At 71.0% G+C, this 15,525-nt stretch carries 15 protein-coding genes and 1 pseudogene; 9 read left to right on the top strand and 7 right to left on the bottom strand.

All coding sequences use genetic code 11. The features are described 5' to 3' along the window. Nucleotides 1-37: 37 nt before the first annotated feature. Nucleotides 38-1,144 (top strand): NAD(P)-dependent alcohol dehydrogenase, encoded by a 1,107-nt coding sequence (locus IH68_RS0121395; protein WP_030937614.1) that lies wholly within the window; start codon nucleotides 38-40, stop codon nucleotides 1,142-1,144. A gap of 1 nt (nucleotide 1,145) precedes the next feature. Here IH68_RS0121395 and IH68_RS0121400 read toward each other — a convergent pair whose 3' ends face one another. Continuing rightward, on the bottom strand, nucleotides 1,146-2,096 hold the full coding sequence (locus tag IH68_RS0121400; RefSeq protein ID WP_030937615.1) for an NADP-dependent oxidoreductase: 951 nt from the start codon (nucleotides 2,094-2,096) through the stop codon (nucleotides 1,146-1,148). Between the two features lie 71 nt (nucleotides 2,097-2,167). Here IH68_RS0121400 and IH68_RS0121405 point away from each other — a divergent pair, with 71 nt between their 5' ends. Then, a complete protein-coding gene (locus IH68_RS0121405) occupies nucleotides 2,168-3,127 on the top strand; it encodes a GlxA family transcriptional regulator (RefSeq protein ID WP_030937616.1) in 960 nt (319 codons plus the stop codon). A gap of 68 nt (nucleotides 3,128-3,195) precedes the next feature. Then, a pseudogene (locus tag IH68_RS49995) lies at nucleotides 3,196-4,049 on the top strand (hypothetical protein). Between the two features lie 7 nt (nucleotides 4,050-4,056). On the opposite strand, the gene IH68_RS0121415 reads toward IH68_RS49995, so the two are convergent. After that, the gene (locus IH68_RS0121415) at nucleotides 4,057-4,620 is read right to left on the bottom strand and encodes a TetR/AcrR family transcriptional regulator (RefSeq protein WP_030937617.1); all 564 of its coding nucleotides are present in this window, start codon (nucleotides 4,618-4,620) and stop codon (nucleotides 4,057-4,059) included. Further along, nucleotides 4,617-4,979, bottom strand: a complete 363-nt coding sequence (locus IH68_RS0121420; RefSeq protein WP_030937618.1) for a DUF1304 domain-containing protein — start codon at nucleotides 4,977-4,979, stop codon at nucleotides 4,617-4,619. Before IH68_RS0121420 ends, IH68_RS0121415 begins: the two co-directional genes overlap by 4 nt. A gap of 106 nt (nucleotides 4,980-5,085) precedes the next feature. On the opposite strand from IH68_RS0121420, the gene IH68_RS0121425 reads away from it, so the two are divergent. Beyond that, the gene (locus IH68_RS0121425) at nucleotides 5,086-5,562 is read left to right on the top strand and encodes a GNAT family N-acetyltransferase (RefSeq protein ID WP_030937620.1); all 477 of its coding nucleotides are present in this window, start codon (nucleotides 5,086-5,088) and stop codon (nucleotides 5,560-5,562) included. On the opposite strand, the gene IH68_RS0121430 is transcribed toward IH68_RS0121425, so the two are convergent. After that, complete coding sequence (locus tag IH68_RS0121430) at nucleotides 5,540-6,766, bottom strand: PucR family transcriptional regulator (protein WP_234341462.1); 1,227 nt, start codon at nucleotides 6,764-6,766, stop codon at nucleotides 5,540-5,542. The two genes, IH68_RS0121425 and IH68_RS0121430, sit on opposite strands and share 23 nt — an antisense overlap. A gap of 316 nt (nucleotides 6,767-7,082) precedes the next feature. Here IH68_RS0121430 and IH68_RS0121435 point away from each other — a divergent pair, with 316 nt between their 5' ends. Genes IH68_RS0121435 through IH68_RS0121455 form a run of 5 tightly spaced genes read left to right on the top strand, consistent with a single transcriptional unit; the run spans nucleotide 7,083 to nucleotide 11,430 of the window. Beyond that, nucleotides 7,083-8,816 (top strand): ATP-binding protein, encoded by a 1,734-nt coding sequence (locus IH68_RS0121435; RefSeq protein WP_037885020.1) that lies wholly within the window; start codon nucleotides 7,083-7,085, stop codon nucleotides 8,814-8,816. A gap of 5 nt (nucleotides 8,817-8,821) precedes the next feature. Further along, on the top strand, nucleotides 8,822-9,232 hold the full coding sequence (locus IH68_RS0121440) for a roadblock/LC7 domain-containing protein (protein WP_030937627.1): 411 nt from the start codon (nucleotides 8,822-8,824) through the stop codon (nucleotides 9,230-9,232). Continuing rightward, nucleotides 9,229-9,600 carry a DUF742 domain-containing protein gene (locus IH68_RS0121445; protein ID WP_030937628.1) on the top strand — a complete coding sequence of 124 codons (372 nt, stop codon included), beginning with the start codon at nucleotides 9,229-9,231 and terminating at the stop codon, nucleotides 9,598-9,600. The genes IH68_RS0121440 and IH68_RS0121445 overlap by 4 nt, the downstream gene beginning before the upstream one ends. Continuing rightward, a complete protein-coding gene (locus IH68_RS0121450; protein WP_030937629.1) occupies nucleotides 9,581-10,186 on the top strand; it encodes a GTP-binding protein in 606 nt (201 codons plus the stop codon). Before IH68_RS0121445 ends, IH68_RS0121450 begins: the two co-directional genes overlap by 20 nt. Continuing rightward, complete coding sequence (locus IH68_RS0121455) at nucleotides 10,183-11,430, top strand: cytochrome P450 (RefSeq protein ID WP_030937630.1); 1,248 nt, start codon at nucleotides 10,183-10,185, stop codon at nucleotides 11,428-11,430. Before IH68_RS0121450 ends, IH68_RS0121455 begins: the two co-directional genes overlap by 4 nt. A 45-nt stretch (nucleotides 11,431-11,475) precedes the next feature. Here the strand turns inward: IH68_RS0121455 and IH68_RS0121460 are convergent, their stop codons facing one another. The 3 genes from IH68_RS0121460 to IH68_RS0121470 all read right to left on the bottom strand — a co-directional run bounded on the left by IH68_RS0121460 (nucleotide 11,476) and on the right by IH68_RS0121470 (nucleotide 15,368). Beyond that, on the bottom strand, nucleotides 11,476-12,984 hold the full coding sequence (locus IH68_RS0121460; protein ID WP_030937631.1) for a hypothetical protein: 1,509 nt from the start codon (nucleotides 12,982-12,984) through the stop codon (nucleotides 11,476-11,478). Nucleotides 12,985-13,409: 425 nt separating this feature from the next. Then, nucleotides 13,410-13,553: a hypothetical protein gene (locus IH68_RS58155; protein ID WP_234341468.1), complete on the bottom strand. Its 144-nt coding sequence runs from the start codon at nucleotides 13,551-13,553 to the stop codon at nucleotides 13,410-13,412. A 180-nt stretch (nucleotides 13,554-13,733) separates the two neighbouring features. Continuing rightward, complete coding sequence (locus tag IH68_RS0121470; RefSeq protein WP_030937633.1) at nucleotides 13,734-15,368, bottom strand: amidohydrolase; 1,635 nt, start codon at nucleotides 15,366-15,368, stop codon at nucleotides 13,734-13,736. Nucleotides 15,369-15,525: the final 157 nt, after the last annotated feature.

A 15,525-nucleotide genomic window follows, 5' to 3' on the forward strand; every position in this document is an offset into this window, starting at 1 on the left:
CGCCCGAACACGCCTGAACATCAAGGGAGTTCGTACGATGTCCATCACCACCCGCGCCGCTGTCGTCGAGTCCGGCGGTGCGCCCTTCACGCTCGCCGATGTCGAGCTCGACGAGCCCGGGCCCCACGAGGCGATCGTCCGCATGGTGGCCACCGGCCTGTGCCACACCGACCTCGGCGTCGCGAGCGGCGGCCTGCCCTTCCCGCTGCCGGGCGTGCTCGGCCACGAAGGCGCCGGTGTCGTCGAGGCCGTCGGCCCGGCCGTCACCGGCATCGCGCCCGGCGACCACGTCGTGCTGTCCTTCACCTCCTGCGGGGAGTGCCGCAACTGTCACGGCGGCCACCCCGCGTACTGCGCGACCTGGCTGCCGCGCAACCTGATCGGCGGCCGCCGCGCCGACGGCACCAGCACCATCAGCCGGGACGGCACCCCGCTCGGCGGCCACTTCTTCGGCCAGTCCTCCTTCGCCGAGCGGGCGCTGGTGGACGAGCGCAGCCTCGTCAAGGTCGACGCGGATGTTCCGCTGGAGTCGATCGCACCGCTGGGCTGCGGTGTGCAGACCGGAGTGGGCGCCGTCTGGAACGTCCTGAAGCCCGTGACGGGCAGCACGATCGTCGTCCTCGGCGCCGGCGCCGTCGGCCTGTCCGCCGTGATGGCTGCCGCCCTGACTCCCGCCACCCGGATCGTCGCGGTCGACAAGGTCGGTGAACGCCTGTCCCTGGCCAAGGAGTTGGGCGCCACCCACACCGTCAACGTCGGCGAGGCCGACCTCGGCGAGGCGCTCGCCGAGATCACCGGCGGCCAGGGTGCCGACGGTGTCGTCGAGACCACCGGCAGCGTGGCCGTCCTGCGCCAGGGCGTCGACGCGCTCGCCGCGCGCGGCACGCTGGTCGTCGTGGGCGCCCCGCCCTTCGGCAGTGAAGTCGCCCTGGACGTCAACGGGTTGCTGGGCGGCAAGCAGGTCGTCGGGCTCACCCTGGGCGACGCCGAGACGCAGACCTTCATCCCGTCCCTGGTGCAGTTGGTGAAGGAGGGACGGCTCCCGCTGCACCGCCTGATCAGCACCTATCCGTTCGCGGATATCGACCAGGCGGTGCGGGACATGGGCGCGGGCAAGGCGATCAAGCCCGTGCTGACGTTCTGACTCAGTCGACCGTCAGGACCAGCTTTCCCGTGGTCCGGCCGGTGTCGCCGAGCCTGTGTGCCTCGGCGGCATCGGCCAGCGGGAAGGTACCGGCGATGGCGGGGCGCAGCTTCCCCGCCTCCACCAGCTCCGCGATCGCCTTCAGACCGCTGTGCGAGGCGTCCACCAGCATGCGCAGCGCCCGCACCCCCAGCCGCTCCGCCTCCTCGTCGAAGTCCTTCGGACCGACGGGCAGGATCGAGACGACGATCCCACCCGGGCGCAGCACGCGCAGCGAGCCCGTCGAGGTGTCCCCGCCGATCGTGTCCAGGACGACGTCCACGTCCTTCACGGCCTCGGCGAAGTCCGTCTCCCGGTAGTCGATCGCCTCGTCCACTCCGATCTCGCGCAGGAAGTCGTGCTTGCCCGCGCTCGCCGTGCCGATCACATGGGCGCCGCGGGCCTTGGCGATCTGCACGGCCACGTGCCCGACCCCGCCGGCCGCCGCATGGATCAGCACGCGTTGTCCGGGCTGGACGTCGGCGTACTCCACCAGGGCCTGCCACGCGGTCAGGGAGACCAGCGGCAGCGCGCCCGCCTGGACGTGGTCGATCGAGGCCGGCTTGTGCGCGAACCAGCGCGCCGGGCCGGTGACGTACTCGGCGTGCGAGCCGTGGCCGAACGGGTACGACAGCATGCCGAAGACCTCGTCGCCGGGCTTGAACCGGGCCACGCCGATCCCGACCGCCTCGACGACCCCGGAGACGTCCCAGCCCAGCACGAACGGCGGCCGGCCCAGGAAACCGCCACTCGCGCGGTGCTTCCAGTCGGTCGGGTTGACGCCGGCGGCGCGCACGCGGACCAGCACCTCGTTGGTGCGTGGCTCGGGCCGCGGCAACTGCACTTCCTTCAGTACCTCGGGACCGCCGAGGACGTCCTGGCTGATGGCTCGCATCGTGTTCACATCGCTCATGGTCACCCAGCCTGCCGGGGTCCGCCCGGCAAGAAAATGGCACGATTGCCAACCTTCGATAAGATCGTGCCATGACTGGTGAACGGCGGATGGAACGGGTCGTGGTGCTGGCCCTGGACGGCGTGTACCCCTTCGAGCTGGGCATCCCCAGCCGCATCTTCGGCGCCGCCGACGGCCGCTACGAGGTGCTCACCTGCAGCGTCGACGGCCAACCGGTACGCTCCTGTGCCGACTTCACCATCGGTGTGGAGCACGGTCCCGAGATCCTGGCCACGGCCGACACGGTGGTGGTCGCCTCCATGACCCCCTCGCGCATCCCCACCGAACTGCCCGCGGAGGTCGCCGCCGCCCTCGCCCGCATCCGCCCAGAGGCGCGGATCGTCTCCATCTGCACGGCCGCCTTCGTCCTCGCGGCGGCGGGCCTGCTCGACGGGCGGAGGGCCACGACGCACTGGCAGGTGACCGACGCCTTCCGGCAGCGCTATCCGCAGGTGGACCTCGACCCCGACGTCCTCTTCGTCGCCGACGGCCGCATCCTCACCTCGGCGGGTGCCGCCTCCGGCGTCGACGTCTGCCTGCACATCGTCCGCACCGACCACGGCAGCGAGCTGGCCAACGCCGTCGCCCGCCGCTGCGTCGTACCGCCGTTCAGGGACGGCGGTCAGGCCCAGTACATCGAGCAGCCGGTCCCGGAGAGCGGGGCCGCGAGCACCGCCGCCACCCGCGCCTGGGCCCTCGGACGCCTCGACGAACCGCTCACCCTGTCCGACCTCGCCGCCCACGCCCGGATGAGCCTGCGCACCTTCGCCCGCCGTTTCAACGAGGAGGTCGGCCTCAGCCCCGGCCGCTGGATCGTCCAGCAGCGCGTGATCCGCGCCCGGCACCTGCTGGAGTCCAGCGACCTGTCCGTCGACCAGATCGCCGGCCGCGTCGGCTTCGCGACGGGCGCGTCCCTGCGCCAGCACCTGCACGCCGCGATCGGCGTCTCCCCGCAGGCCTACCGGCGCACGTTCCAGACGGCCGCCCGCTAGTCGCGAACGTTCCGCACCACCGCCGCGTCGCAGGACCGTAGGCCCGCGAGCGGAACAAGGGGTGGGGGATGCGCGCAAGAGTGGTGGCAACGACGGTGCTGGTCGCGTCGGCGGCGGTGGCGTGCGGCGGTGAGAAGGCGCAGGATCCCGTGGTTGACGGCACGGTCCCCGAGGCGCCCTACAGCGGGCCGCTGCACGTGCCCGTGAAGCATGTCGACGAGGACGGTGTTCGTGCTGTACGGATCGCGTCGGGCGCCGCGGGCCGGGCCCTGGAGTGCGACGGGCAGATCTACTCCGGCGGCGGCAGCGACCCTGGAGCACGGGCGACGGCGGCAGGACGCCGGAGGAAGGGCTCAAGGCGTACTTCGAGATCGAGCAACCCGACGTCCCCCGCTACGGCTACCGGGTGGAGCGCAAGGAGGAGGACCGCGTCCTGTACTCCTTCGACGTGGCCGACAGGACCAAGGTCGCCGTCGTCGTCGCCAAGGACCAGAAGAACCGGCCGGGTTGGGGCCCGGAGACCAGCGCCTCCTGCGACCCGTCCGAACTCCCGGCGAGCTTCACCGACCGGCAGTGGTACGAGATCTGGACCGACCGGCACGGCAAACGGGTGCGGATCACCGAGGTGAACAGCAGCGTCGGCCCGGCCCATTGCGACTGGCAGAAGGCACACTTCCTGTCGCTGGGGGAGGGGAAGAAGGGCAGGCTGTACGCCCGCGATCCCGACGGAGTACTCCCCGACTCCATGCTCACCTCCCCGTACGACTCGGACGTCCGCATGCCCGCCGACGCCCACGACACCGGATACCGCTTCCGCGACCGGCAGTTGTGGCTGACCGGCGATCCAGGCAGGGCGTACGTGCGCACGCCCGACGGGGTGGAGGCCTGGCCGCTGGTGAAGGCGGGCATGGGCTGCGCGTGAGCAGCCGTCACCGGCTCGCGTGCAGGGCGACCAGCAACTGCCAGACCTCGTCGGCGATTTGAGCCGCGTCACCCTCCAGCAGGCCGTGCAGCCAGTCGGCCAGCACGCCCGCGAAGGTGGCGGCCACGGCCGATGCGACCAGCGGCGCGTCCGCCGCGCCCGCCCGTTCGCGCTCGCGCAGGCTGTAGGCGCGCAGGTCCCGGTGCAGCACCCGGCCGAGGGGGCCGCCGCCCCCCGGCGTCAGCAGCTCGCGATACAGCCCGGCGTGCGGGGCGAGCGAGGCGAAGAACTCGGCCAGCGCGGGCGGCGCGTGGACCGGGTCCGGGCGGCCCTGCCAGGAGTGCAGCGCCTCCACCGCCTCGCGGACGACGTCCGCACAGGCGTCGACCGCCAGCGCCTCCAAACCGTCGTAGTGGACGTAGAAGGTGGCCCGGCCGACCCCGGCCCGCCGCACCAGCGCCGCCACTCCCACCTCCGCGAGGGGCCGCTCGGCGCACTCCGCGAGGAGCGCCTCCCGCAGCCGCGCCCGGGTGCGCGCGGCCCGCGGGTCGTGGGGCGCGCGGGGGGTCACTGCGCGATCAGTACGGCGGCCAGGGCGAGCGCGCCGGGCAGTGCCTGCGCGAACAGGATGCGGCGGTTGGCCGTGACGGCGCCGTAGACCCCCGCGATGACGACGCAGCACAGGAAGAACACCTGGGCGCGGAAGCCGGTCGGGTCCGCCGCGATCAGGCCCCAGACCAGACCGGCCGCGAGAAAGCCGTTGTAGAGCCCCTGGTTGGCGGCCATCGGCGCGGTGGCCCGCGCCATCTCCCGGTCGAAGCCGTGCAGCGCCCGCCCGGGCTTCTTCTGCCACAGGAACATCTCCATCACCAGGATGTAGGCGTGCAGGGCGGCCACCAGACCGACCAGTATGTTCGCGACCGTTTCCATTGCAGGGCTCCGTCATCCTTGTTTCGACTTCCTGGACAGGTGCCCACTATAGCGGGACAGGTGTCCAGGAAGTGTCACTGTCGGTGCCCGCCGATAGCCTGCGCGCATGACTGACCGACAGGTGATCGTGCGGCGCGCTCGCGCCAAGGACATACCGGGCCTCGTCGCCTCCAGCGCCGGGTTGTTCGCCGAGGACGGCGGCACCCGGGACAGCAGCGTGAACGTCGACTGGCCGCGCGAGCACGGCGCGCGGTCGTTCGCCGCGGCCCTGGAGGACCCGGCGCGCCTCGTCCTCGCGGTGGAGTACGACGGGCAGGTCGTCGGACACCTGATGGGATCCGTCACCGGGCCCACCGAGAAGCGGACCGTCACCTCCGCGACCCTGGTCAGCATCTATGTCCGCCCCGAGCACCGGCGCGCGCGAGCCGGAGACCGGCTGGTGGAGGAGTTCCTGGACTGGGCCAGGCGGCAGGGAGCCGAGCACGCCGAGGTGACCGCCTACGCGGCGAACACGGACGCCATCCGGTTCTACGAGCGGGGCGGCTTCGCCGCCATGACGGTCACCCTCCGCCAGCCCCTGTAGCGCCGCGGCGCAGCTCCAGGGCGCGCAGGGCCAGCTGCATCTCGAACTGGGCCGCCGGGTCGTGCAGTTGGGAGCCGAAGAGCTCGTCCAGCTGGCGCATGCGGTAGCGCACCGTCTGGGGGTGCACGGCCAGCCGGACGGCGACCTCGCTGGCGTTGTGGCCGCACTGCAGCCAGCTGAGCAGGGTCTCCGCCAGGCGCTCGCGCTGCGGTGGCCGCACCTGCTCCAACGGGCGCAGCCGGTGCTCGGTCATGGCGTCGATCAGAGCGTCGTCGCGCAGGAGCAGCAGCGTGGCCAAGTGGTCCTGGCAGCGCACCATTTCGGTGTTCGCGAGCACGCCCCGCCGCACCAGGTCCAGTGCCTCGGACGCCCAGCGCAGCGATCGCGCACCCTCCTGCAGGGCCACCGTCGGCCCCATCGCCGCCCGCCGTCCGTGCAGCGCCCCGGCCACCGCCCGCGCCCGGCCGGGACCCTCCGGATCCGGCACGACCAGCACGGCCGGCTGGACGTCGAAACGGGCGAGGAACTCCGGCGCCACGATCGGCTGCGCCCCCGCCTGCGGGCGCTGGTCGACCGCGACCACCGCGAGCGCGCGCGGCACCGGCCAGCGTGCACTGTGCGCAAGTTCCGCGATGGCCTCTGCGGAGGCGGGCGGATCCGCGGTGAGCAGGTCGAGCAGCCGCGTACGCCGCTGCTGCAGCTCACCGGCCGCGTGCAGCCGCGCCTCCGTGTAGCCGGCGGTCGTCGCGGCCGCCATCTCGTCCAGGTGCAGGAACAGCGCCTCACCGAAGGCCGCCAGCACATTGCGCGGCAGCAGATCCGCGTCCACCAGCGCGTTCACCCGCCGCCAGGTCACCCGCGCACCCAGCCGCAGCGCCGACTGGAACGAGTCGAGGCTGCGCCCCTCCTCGGCCTCACCGCGGCCGATGCGCTGATACGTCGCCTTCACCGGCTCCCAGTCCGTGTCCGGCTTCGCCATCCGCTCCAGGAATCCCTGCAGTGCATGGTCCACGCCGAGGTGCACACCCTGCATGTACGTGTCGTCGGCGGGGCGCGCGTACTCGGGGATCCCGGTCCTGATCGCCCGTACGACCTCCTCGGTGATGTCGGCGAAGAACGGTCTGAGGTGGTGGTGCAGGCCCGCCGGCAGCGCGTTGAACGGACCGCGCGGCTCATCCACCGGCACAGCGGCTCTCTTCGGCACGGCGCGACGATACCCGTCAGTAATCCGTCAGGGCTTATCAGCGGCGGACAGGTATGGGCATGTGAATTGTCACCACATGACAAGTTTGCAGGTCCGCAAAGGGATTTGTCGATGTGTGGCTGCTGGCTGAGAGTGATGGAACCCTCACTTCCGCCAGCTGTTCGAGGTTGATCCTTTCGGGTTCAAACCCGATAAGCTCCTGTGCGGCGCTGCGAGTTGAATCGATCGCGATCGGTCGTCCCGTGGTGCTTCATGCAACAGTGCGCTCCCCCTTGCACACCCCCCTGTTCGTTCGTGTTGCTTGTTAAGGATGCAGATGGAACTCGCCACTCCGCCGCCGGCGGCGCGGGCCCCTGTCGCCTGGTACAGCTGGTGGTTGATGCCGCTGGCCTTAGGAGGCGGGACAGTTGCCGCCACGTTCATGAGCTCCGAGCGAATCGCCGCCGGTGTCGCGGGCGTCGCGGCCACCGCCGCAAGCGCCGTGTGCGTCCGGCTGCTGATCCGCACCCGCACGCAGTTGAGCCGCACCGAGGGCTCCTTCCGCACCACGCAGGCCGAGCACTCGCAGCAGTGGCAGCAGCATGTCGCGGGCCTGGAGCGGAAGTACGCCGCCGAGCGCGGCGCCCTGGAGGCCCAGCTGGGCGACCAGTCCGGCGCCTACGAGGCGCAGCTGGCGGAGCAGATCTCGACATACGAGGCCCAACTCGCCGAACAGGCACGAGCCTTCGAGGGACGCCTCGCCGACCAGGCCAAGTCGTACGAGGCCCAGCTCGCCGACCAGGCCGAGGTCTGGCAGGAGCAACTCGCCCACCAGCACCAGGCGGTGGCCCGGCTCGCGAACGAGCAACTGCCCGAGGCGCTGAAGCAGCTGCGTGCCGGTGACGCCATCGACGACCTGCTGCCCGAGGCGGGCCAGTGCGCCAAGGTCAGCGCCGATCTCCAGGCCGAACTGCGCAAGGTGCTGCGCACTGCCCTGATCGGTGTCGAGGAGGAGTTCAACCGCTCCACCACCGCCGAGCAGGCCGTGATCAGCATCGGCAACCGCATTCACGTGCTGACCAGCAAGCTCCGCGGCCGGCTGCACGAGATGCAGGGTGAGCACGGCCGCCTGCCGGCCGTCGCCCGCGGGCTGATGGAGCTGGACCAGGAACTCGGCCCCGCCGACTCGCTCGCCGCGAGCATCGGCGTGCTCGGCGGCTCGGACCGGCCGGGCCGGCAGTGGCAGGAGCCGCAGCGCCTGCTCAGCGTGGTGCGCGGCGGCATCGGCCGGATCAAGGACTTCCACCGCGTCGAGGTCCGTCATCTGCCCGAACTCGGCGTCGACGGCGGTCTGGTGGACCACCTCACGCTGATCTTCGCCCAGCTGCTGGACAACGCGGCCCGCTACTCGCCGCCGAGCGAGCCCGTGCTCGTATCCGGCAAGGAGGTGCCCAACGGCGTCGGCATCGAGATCCAGGACTCCGGCAAGGGCCTGAACGAGGAGAAGAAGCGCGAGGCCGAGGAGGCTCTCACCGGCACCGCGGCCGGACCCGGCATCGGTGGGATCTCCGAGGACGCCAACATCGGTCTGCGCGTCGTGGGCGCCCTCGCCCGCCGCTACGGCATCCGCGTCACCTTCGCGGACTCGCCCTGGCTCGGTACTTCGGTGGTGGTAGTGGTCCCGCACAAGTACTTCAGCCCGCTCCCCGCGGCTGCTGCGACGACTGCCACGACCACTGCGTCGACCCCGGCGGCCCAGCCCGCGGCGGCCGCGCCGGTGTCGGCGGCCGCGGCCGCCCAGCCGGTGGCCGAGCCTTCCGAGGCGGTGGAAACCACTCCCGGCGGACTGCCCCGGCGCCGCAGCAAACGGCACGAGCAGGAGGGCGCGGCGCGGCACCAGCCGGTCGACCGCACCGAGACCTCGGTCTCCGCCGTCCCGCCGGACGCCTCGTTCACCGGCCTGGCTGCCTTTGCCACCGCCGGCCGCGAGGCAGACGAGGAGTCCACCACGGAGGACACGGTGGCCCTCGGCCGCCGGTCCACCGAGCACCGCACTGAAGAGAGCGACTAGTCCACATGACGCAACAGGGAACCGACGTGAGCTGGGCGCTCCGCGATCTGGTGGAGTCCATCCCGGAGATCCGCTTCGCCCTCGTGGCCTCCAGCGACGGCAAGGCCATCACCTCCTTTGGCGCCGAAGACCCCGACGACGTGGACCGGTTCGCGGCCGTGGTGGCCGGCCTGCAGGCGCTGGCCCAGCCGGTCGCCGAGCAGTTCCCCAGGTACGCGGGGCATCTGCGGCTGGCGATGATCGAGGTCGACGGCGGGCATCTCTTCGTCGTACGGGCCGGTGTGGAGACGTATCTCGGGGTCCTGGCCCGCGAAGGCCTCGACCAGGGGCTGCTCGGACACCAGATGAGGGACCTGGCCCGGAGGATGGGCGAGCTCCTCGGCACCACTCCGCGCCTGGAGGAGCACTCTGGATGAGTGCTCCCCGCAGGCCCACGGACCCGTCCGGTCTCGAGCGCTACTACGTCCTCACCGGGGGGCGCAGCGGACCGGGCGGTTCGGCGTCGAGTCTCGACGTGGCGACCCTCATCGTCTCCCTGGCCGCCCCCGCACCGGGTATGCAGCACGAGCACGAGGACATCCTCCGGCGCTGCCGCGACCCGTTGTCGGTGGCCGAACTCGGCGCCCACCTGGGACTGCCCTTCAACATTCTTGCGGTGCTGCTGGCGGATCTGCTCGAGGCAGGCCGCGTCGAAGCCCGTGACCCCATACCGGCACACGACGCCGGCCGCGGGCCCGACCTCGCGCTCCTTGAGGAGGTACTCAGTGGACTTGAAAGGCTTTGACCATCCCGGCTCACCCGGCGGGGGCGGCACCCGCTCGGTGAAGGTGATGATCGCCGGCGGCTTCGGCACCGGGAAGACCACCATGGTCCGCTCCGTCAGCGACATCAAGCCGTTGACCACCGAGGAGACGCTCACTCAGGCAAGCGCCGACGTCGACCACCTCATCGGCGTCGCCGACAAGACGGAGACCACCGTCAGCCTGGACTTCGGCAAGATCAGCCTCAACGACAGCCTGATGCTGTACCTGTTCGGCACCCCCGGCCAGGAGCGCTTCTGGTTCCTGTGGAACGGCCTGTTCAAGGGCGCCCTCGGCGCGGTGGTCCTGGTCGACACACGGCGCCTGGCCTCCAGCTTCCGGGCCATCGAGGAGATGGAGCGGCAGGACGTCCCGTTCGTCGTCGCCCTGAACGTCTTCCCCGACTCCAAGGACTACCCGGTCGAGGAGATCCGCGACGCCCTGGACATCCCCGAACACATCCCGGTCGTGGCCTGCGACGCCCGCGACCGTGCCTCCAGCCGTGACGTGCTCGTCGCGCTGATCCAGCACCTGAAGGACCGCTCCGCCGTCGCAATGGAGTCCCGATGAGCGCCCAGCCCTTAAACGATCCCGACACCCCGAGCGGGTGCCCCGTCGCCCACGGGGCCGACCTCACCCGGCTGTTCGGGCCGGAGGCGTCGACCGACCCGTACGGCATCTACGAGCGGCTGCGCAAGGAGCACGGCTCGGTGGCGCCGGTGCTGCTCGAGGGCGACGTCCCCGCCTGGCTGGTCCTGGGCTACCGCGACAACCGGCGAGTGCTGGACAACCCCCGCCAGTTCAGCCGGGACGCGCGGATCTGGCGGGACTGGCGGGAGGGGCGCATCCCGGAGACGCACCCGCTGATCCCGATGGTCGGCTGGCGGCCCGACTGCGTCTCCCAGGACGGCGAACCGCACCGCCGACTGCGCGGCGCGGTGACCGACGGGCTGCTCGCCGCGTCCAGTCGCGGCATCCGGCGGCACGCCACGTACTTCGCCAACAAGCAGATCGACGCGTTCGCCGACGCAGGGCGCGCCGACCTGGTGGCCGACTACGCCGAACACCTGCCGATGCTCGTGCTCACCCGGATCCTGGGCCTTCCCACGGCGGACGGCCTGCGCCTGGTCGAGTCGTGTGCCCAGGTCTTCAAGGGCGGCGAGGGCGCCCTCGAGCACAACGAGCGGATCATGCAGATCCTGTCGGAGCTCGCCGAGCGCAAGCGGGCCGAGCCGGGCTCCGACTTCGCCACGGCCCTCCTTGAGCACCCGGCCGGCCTCGACCACGACGAGGTCGTCAGCCATCTGCGCCTGGTGCTGATCGCCGCACACACCACCACCAGCAACCTGCTGGCCCGGGTCCTGCAACTGGTCCTCACCGACGCTGCCCGGCTGTCCGGTCTGGTCAGCGGGCAGCTGAACATCTCCTCCGTGGTGGAGGAGGTCATGTGGGACACCCCGCCGCTGGCCGTGCTGCCGGGCCGGTTCGCGGCCGCCGACCTGGAGCTGGGAGGCCATCACATCCAGGAGGGAGAGCTGCTCGTCCTGGGCCTGGCCGCCGGCAACGTCGACCCGGAGGTACGGCCCGACTCGGCCGTCGCCGTGCAGGGCAACCAGTCGCACCTGGCGTTCAGCTCCGGACCGCACGAGTGCCCGGGGCAGAACATCGGCCAGTCCATCATCGAGATCGGCGTGGACGTCCTGCTGCACCGGCTGCCGGGCCTGCGCCTGGCCGTGCCGTCGGAGGAACTCTCCTCGACCGCCTCCACCTGGGAGCTCCGGCTCGACAGCCTGCCGGTCGAGTTCTCCGTCTGACACCACCGCTGCCCGGCCGGAACCCTCCGGCCGGGCAGCGCCGTGTCAGCCGTCGAGCCAGTCGCCCTCGACGCTCGTGGGACGGTATCCCGTGGCGTTCCAGAGAAAGTGCGGGTGGGCGCCGCCGAACATGTAGGCGAGCAGGGCGGTGTCCTCCCTCCCGGTCAGAGGGTCGTGCAAGGTGTGAAACCTTTCGGACCCGACCACGCCGGAGTCCTGTTGGATCTGACGAGCGCGTTCCGGGGACGGCTCGGCAATGGATGCCTCCACGGCGGCGACGTAGGTGCGGCGCAAGATCTCCCAGGCGCTGTCGATGTTGCCGTGCCAGGGGCCGTGCAGTGCTTCGAAGGCATGGAGCTCGGCGTCGAAGAGGGGCCACGCCTGCGGGTGTTGGGCCCGGCAGCGCGCGGACAGCTCGGCGGTCCGGGCGCCGAGTGCCGGCACGGTGGGCCGCGGGGCGATCGTGAGGGTGGTGCCGTCGGTGAGGATGCCGCTGCACGGGTTGGGCTGCAGGTCGCACAGCGGGCAGTCCTCGGCCGGAGGGAGGCCCTGGGTGATGCCGTCGAACCACAGGGCGTGGCGGCCCGTGAGCCCCATCCAGACGATGGTGGTGGTCATCAGCCAGGTGTTCCACATCGGGTCGTGCGCCTCGGGCGTGCAGCCGTACTTGACGATGGCTATCGCGCAGGCGGCGTAGAGGGCCTTGGTATGGGTGGGCATGTCGGCGAGCCAGAAGTTGCTGATCTCGCCGGTCAGGGCGTCGGCTCGGACGTCGGCCATGTCGTCGATGACGCGGCACAGCAGCAGGGAGGCGAGGTTCTCCTCCTGCCAGAGTTCGGTGTCGGGTGCGACGTGCCAGAACAGGCAGTCCAGCATCTGCAGGGCCGAGTAGGTGCTCTGGCTGAGTGGGCTGGTCTGCGGGAGCACGACGCTGCCCGCGTGGTGCTGTTGGAGCCAGTACTCGTCGACGGACCGCTTATGGGCTGCGAAGAGTCCGGAGACCAGGGCCCGTGCGCTGTTGGTGCTGAAGTTCTCGGCCAAGCGCTCTTCGACGTGCTGGGTGAGGCGCGTTGTGTCGATGGTGTCGATCACGCGCTTGTATTCGTGGAAGACGAGGATGTCGTCCTCGAATCGGTGGCGGTGGCCGAGGTCCCATTCGAGGTCGTTCATCTGCCGGGTCCAGGACCATCCACCGGTCAGGACGCTGTCGAGTTCCCGGCGGTACGGCCAGGTCTTGGAGGTGAGGGGACGACCGGCGCTCTGCCGCCAGCGGTAGTCGTCAAGGGTGCGTGCGGGGGGTGTGGGCAGCCGACGGCACAGCGGGCATGAGCAGGCGGTGGTCTGCTCCTCCTCGCGCGGCGGGGTGAGGGCCCGGCTCCTCCAGGCCCCTTCCAGCATCGTGCAGGTCAGTCGGCACATCTCGATATCGGTGCTGACCTGGGGGAAGGCCGCTTCTATCACGCGCAGGCTGGTGTCGAGGTGCCTCAACCTGGCGTAGCCCTCCGCATCGGGCGCGAGGAAGGCGGGCCGCGCCAGATGGAGAGCGCCCTCCAAATGCAGCGCGGTACTGGAGTGGGGGGACCCGAAGGCGTCCAGCCGCTGCCGAGCGGCATCCTGGCTCCTTCGGTACTGCTCCGTGCTCCCCTTGATGCGTTTCTCCAAAAGGCGAGCCAGGGCGTTCGCCGCTTCCGTGGGCTGGAGCGGGGTGCTTGGCTGCGCCGGGAGCAAGCTGTCGGCGGACGCCTGCGGAACAGTACCTACGACTCGAGATTTCACACCGGTCTCCCATCAAGCTGTGGACATGACAAAACAATCGATCGACCGTGGTGGTCGGCCGGAGGTGTCAGAGGGTTTTCTGTGCCTTCCGTGACGGCGTCGCCGGACAGCCGGACTCATGCGACCGGCTCGGGCTCCTGCTGCGAACGACCGCGAGAGGCGGCGCCGCTGCGTTGACGGCCGAGGGAGGGGAGTGGGGTCGCCTACTGTCGCGGGCGGTCAGGCGTAGTGCGACCACCGGACAGGGCCATGTCCCGGATCCGGCACAGAGGGCGCTCCTGGGCGTACTCCAGATGTCTGCTGACGGGAGTGTCGAAGGGGAGGTCGAACGAGGCGTCCTGAGGCATGCGGTTCCTTCCGGGAGACGGCGATGCAGAGTCCCCCCGGCCCTGCGAACGGGTGGCCGAAATGGCCACCCGTGTCCTCGAACTCAGCTTCTATGGCCGAAAGTTGAACCGAGAAGCGATACGAGGCTGCCCAGAGCCTAAATGATCTACGCGTGACCTCGCCGTGATGTGCGTTACTGCTTATGCCTCATGAGCTGCGTACACTGCCTCCCCTCCCACATAGGTCAGCGCCACACCCGTCTGCGCGATCGCCTCGGGCGGCCCGTCGAACGGGTCGCGGTCCAGGACCACCAGATCGGCCAGCGCGCCGACCTGGATCCGGCCGGTGTCGTCGAGATGGTTCACATGGGCCGATCCCGCGGTGTACGCGGCCAACGCATCGGCGAGGCCGATGCGTTCGCCCGGCAGGAACACGGGGGCGTCGTCGCCGTCCGGTGTCACACGGTTGACCGCGACATGGATCCCCTGCAGCGGGTCGGGGCTGCTGACCGGCCAGTCGCTGCCCGCCGCGAGCCGGGCCCCGGAGCGCAGCAGCGCACCGAACGGGTACTGCCACGCGGTCCGTTCGGCCCCCAGGAAGGGAATGGTCAGCTCGTCCATCTGCGGTTCGTGCGCGGCCCACAACGGCTGGATGTTCGCCGTCGCGTCGAGACGGGCGAAGCGCGCCACATCGTCGGGGTGCACGACCTGAAGGTGCGCCAGATGCGGCCGGGTGTCGCTGGGCCCGTTCGCGGCGCGCGCCGCCTCGACGGCGCCCAGGGCATCGCGTACGGCCCGGTCGCCCAGCGCATGGAAGTGACACTGGAACCCGAGCGCATCCAACTCGGTCACGTACTTGGGGAGTTGACCGCGGTCGATGAAACTCTTGCCGCGATTGGCGGTGGCGCAGCCGCACTTGTCCAGATAGGGATCCAGCAGGGCGGCCGTCCCGTTCTCGGCGACCCCGTCCAGCATCAGCTTCACCGTGCCGGACCGGAACCGGCCGCCGCTCAACTCGGCCCGTTTCTGGACGAGTTCGGGAATCTGCTCGGCCCCGCGCTCGCGGTCCCACCACAGCGCACCCACCACACGAGCGGTCAGCGAACCGTCCCGCGCGGCCGCCAGATACGCCCCCGAGGGATCGTCCATACCGAGGAAATCCCCGACCAGCGCGTCCTGCCAGGCCGTGATGCCGAGCGCATGCAGATGGCGCTGCGCATGCAGCAGCGCCGTCAGCCGGTCGGCCGCGGTGGCCGGGGGAGTCAGCCGCCCGACGAGCTGCATCGCCCCCTCCTGCAGGGTGCCGCTCGGCTCGCCCGCCGCGTCCCGCTCGATGCGCCCGTCGGCCGGGTCCGGAGTGTCACGGCCGATGCCCGCCAGCCGGAGGGCACGGCTGTTGACCCAGGCGCCGTGATGGTCACGGTTGGGCAGGTAGACCGGCCGGTCGGGGACGACGGCGTCCAGGAGTTCCTTCGTCGGCGTACCGCCCTCGAAGGCCTCCATGGACCAGCCGCCACCGAGGATCCACTCCCGCTCGGGATGCGCGTCGGCATACGCGCGGACCGCGGCGAGCGTCTCGTGCGCGGTCCGTGCCCCGGTCAGATCGCACTGACTCAGTTCCAGCCCCGCAGGGATCGGATGGACGTGCGCGTCCTGGAAGCCCGGCAGCAGCAACCGCCCGGCCAGGTCGACCACTTCGGTCCGCGGCCCGGCGAGTTCGTGGACCTCGTCGTGCCCGACGGCGGTGATGCGGTCGCCGGTGACGGCCACGGCGGTGGCGGTGCGGCCCTCGGGGGTGAGGACCGGGCCGCCGGTGAACAGGAGATCTGCGTGCATGTTCCTTTTCCTGGTGAGTGTAGGAGCAGGTCGAGCGACTTCCGCGGGGTTCGGCAGCGCCCCTGAAAGGGGCGCGGGGCTGCATCGATGTGCGGCTCCGCCGCGTGGGCGCGACAAGCCACAGTGCTGCCGCAGCCGAAAGACGGCATACCCCGCG

It is taken from the genome of Streptomyces sp. NRRL S-646, assembly GCF_000720765.1.
GTDB lineage: Bacteria > Actinomycetota > Actinomycetes > Streptomycetales > Streptomycetaceae > Streptomyces.

Coding starts and splice junctions, on each gene's coding strand:
- IH68_RS0121435 (WP_037885020.1), top strand. CDS start 7,083: ATGGAACTCGCCACTCCGCCGCCGGCGGCGCGGGCCCCTGTCGCCTGG.
- IH68_RS0121445 (WP_030937628.1), top strand. CDS start 9,229: ATGAGTGCTCCCCGCAGGCCCACGGACCCGTCCGGTCTCGAGCGCTAC.
- IH68_RS0121405 (WP_030937616.1), top strand. CDS start 2,168: ATGACTGGTGAACGGCGGATGGAACGGGTCGTGGTGCTGGCCCTGGAC.
- IH68_RS0121470 (WP_030937633.1), bottom strand. CDS start 15,368: ATGCACGCAGATCTCCTGTTCACCGGCGGCCCGGTCCTCACCCCCGAG.
- IH68_RS0121425 (WP_030937620.1), top strand. CDS start 5,086: ATGACTGACCGACAGGTGATCGTGCGGCGCGCTCGCGCCAAGGACATA.
- IH68_RS0121455 (WP_030937630.1), top strand. CDS start 10,183: ATGAGCGCCCAGCCCTTAAACGATCCCGACACCCCGAGCGGGTGCCCC.
- IH68_RS0121420 (WP_030937618.1), bottom strand. CDS start 4,979: ATGGAAACGGTCGCGAACATACTGGTCGGTCTGGTGGCCGCCCTGCAC.
- IH68_RS58155 (WP_234341468.1), bottom strand. CDS start 13,553: ATGCCTCAGGACGCCTCGTTCGACCTCCCCTTCGACACTCCCGTCAGC.
- IH68_RS0121440 (WP_030937627.1), top strand. CDS start 8,822: ATGACGCAACAGGGAACCGACGTGAGCTGGGCGCTCCGCGATCTGGTG.
- IH68_RS0121400 (WP_030937615.1), bottom strand. CDS start 2,096: ATGAGCGATGTGAACACGATGCGAGCCATCAGCCAGGACGTCCTCGGC.
- IH68_RS0121395 (WP_030937614.1), top strand. CDS start 38: ATGTCCATCACCACCCGCGCCGCTGTCGTCGAGTCCGGCGGTGCGCCC.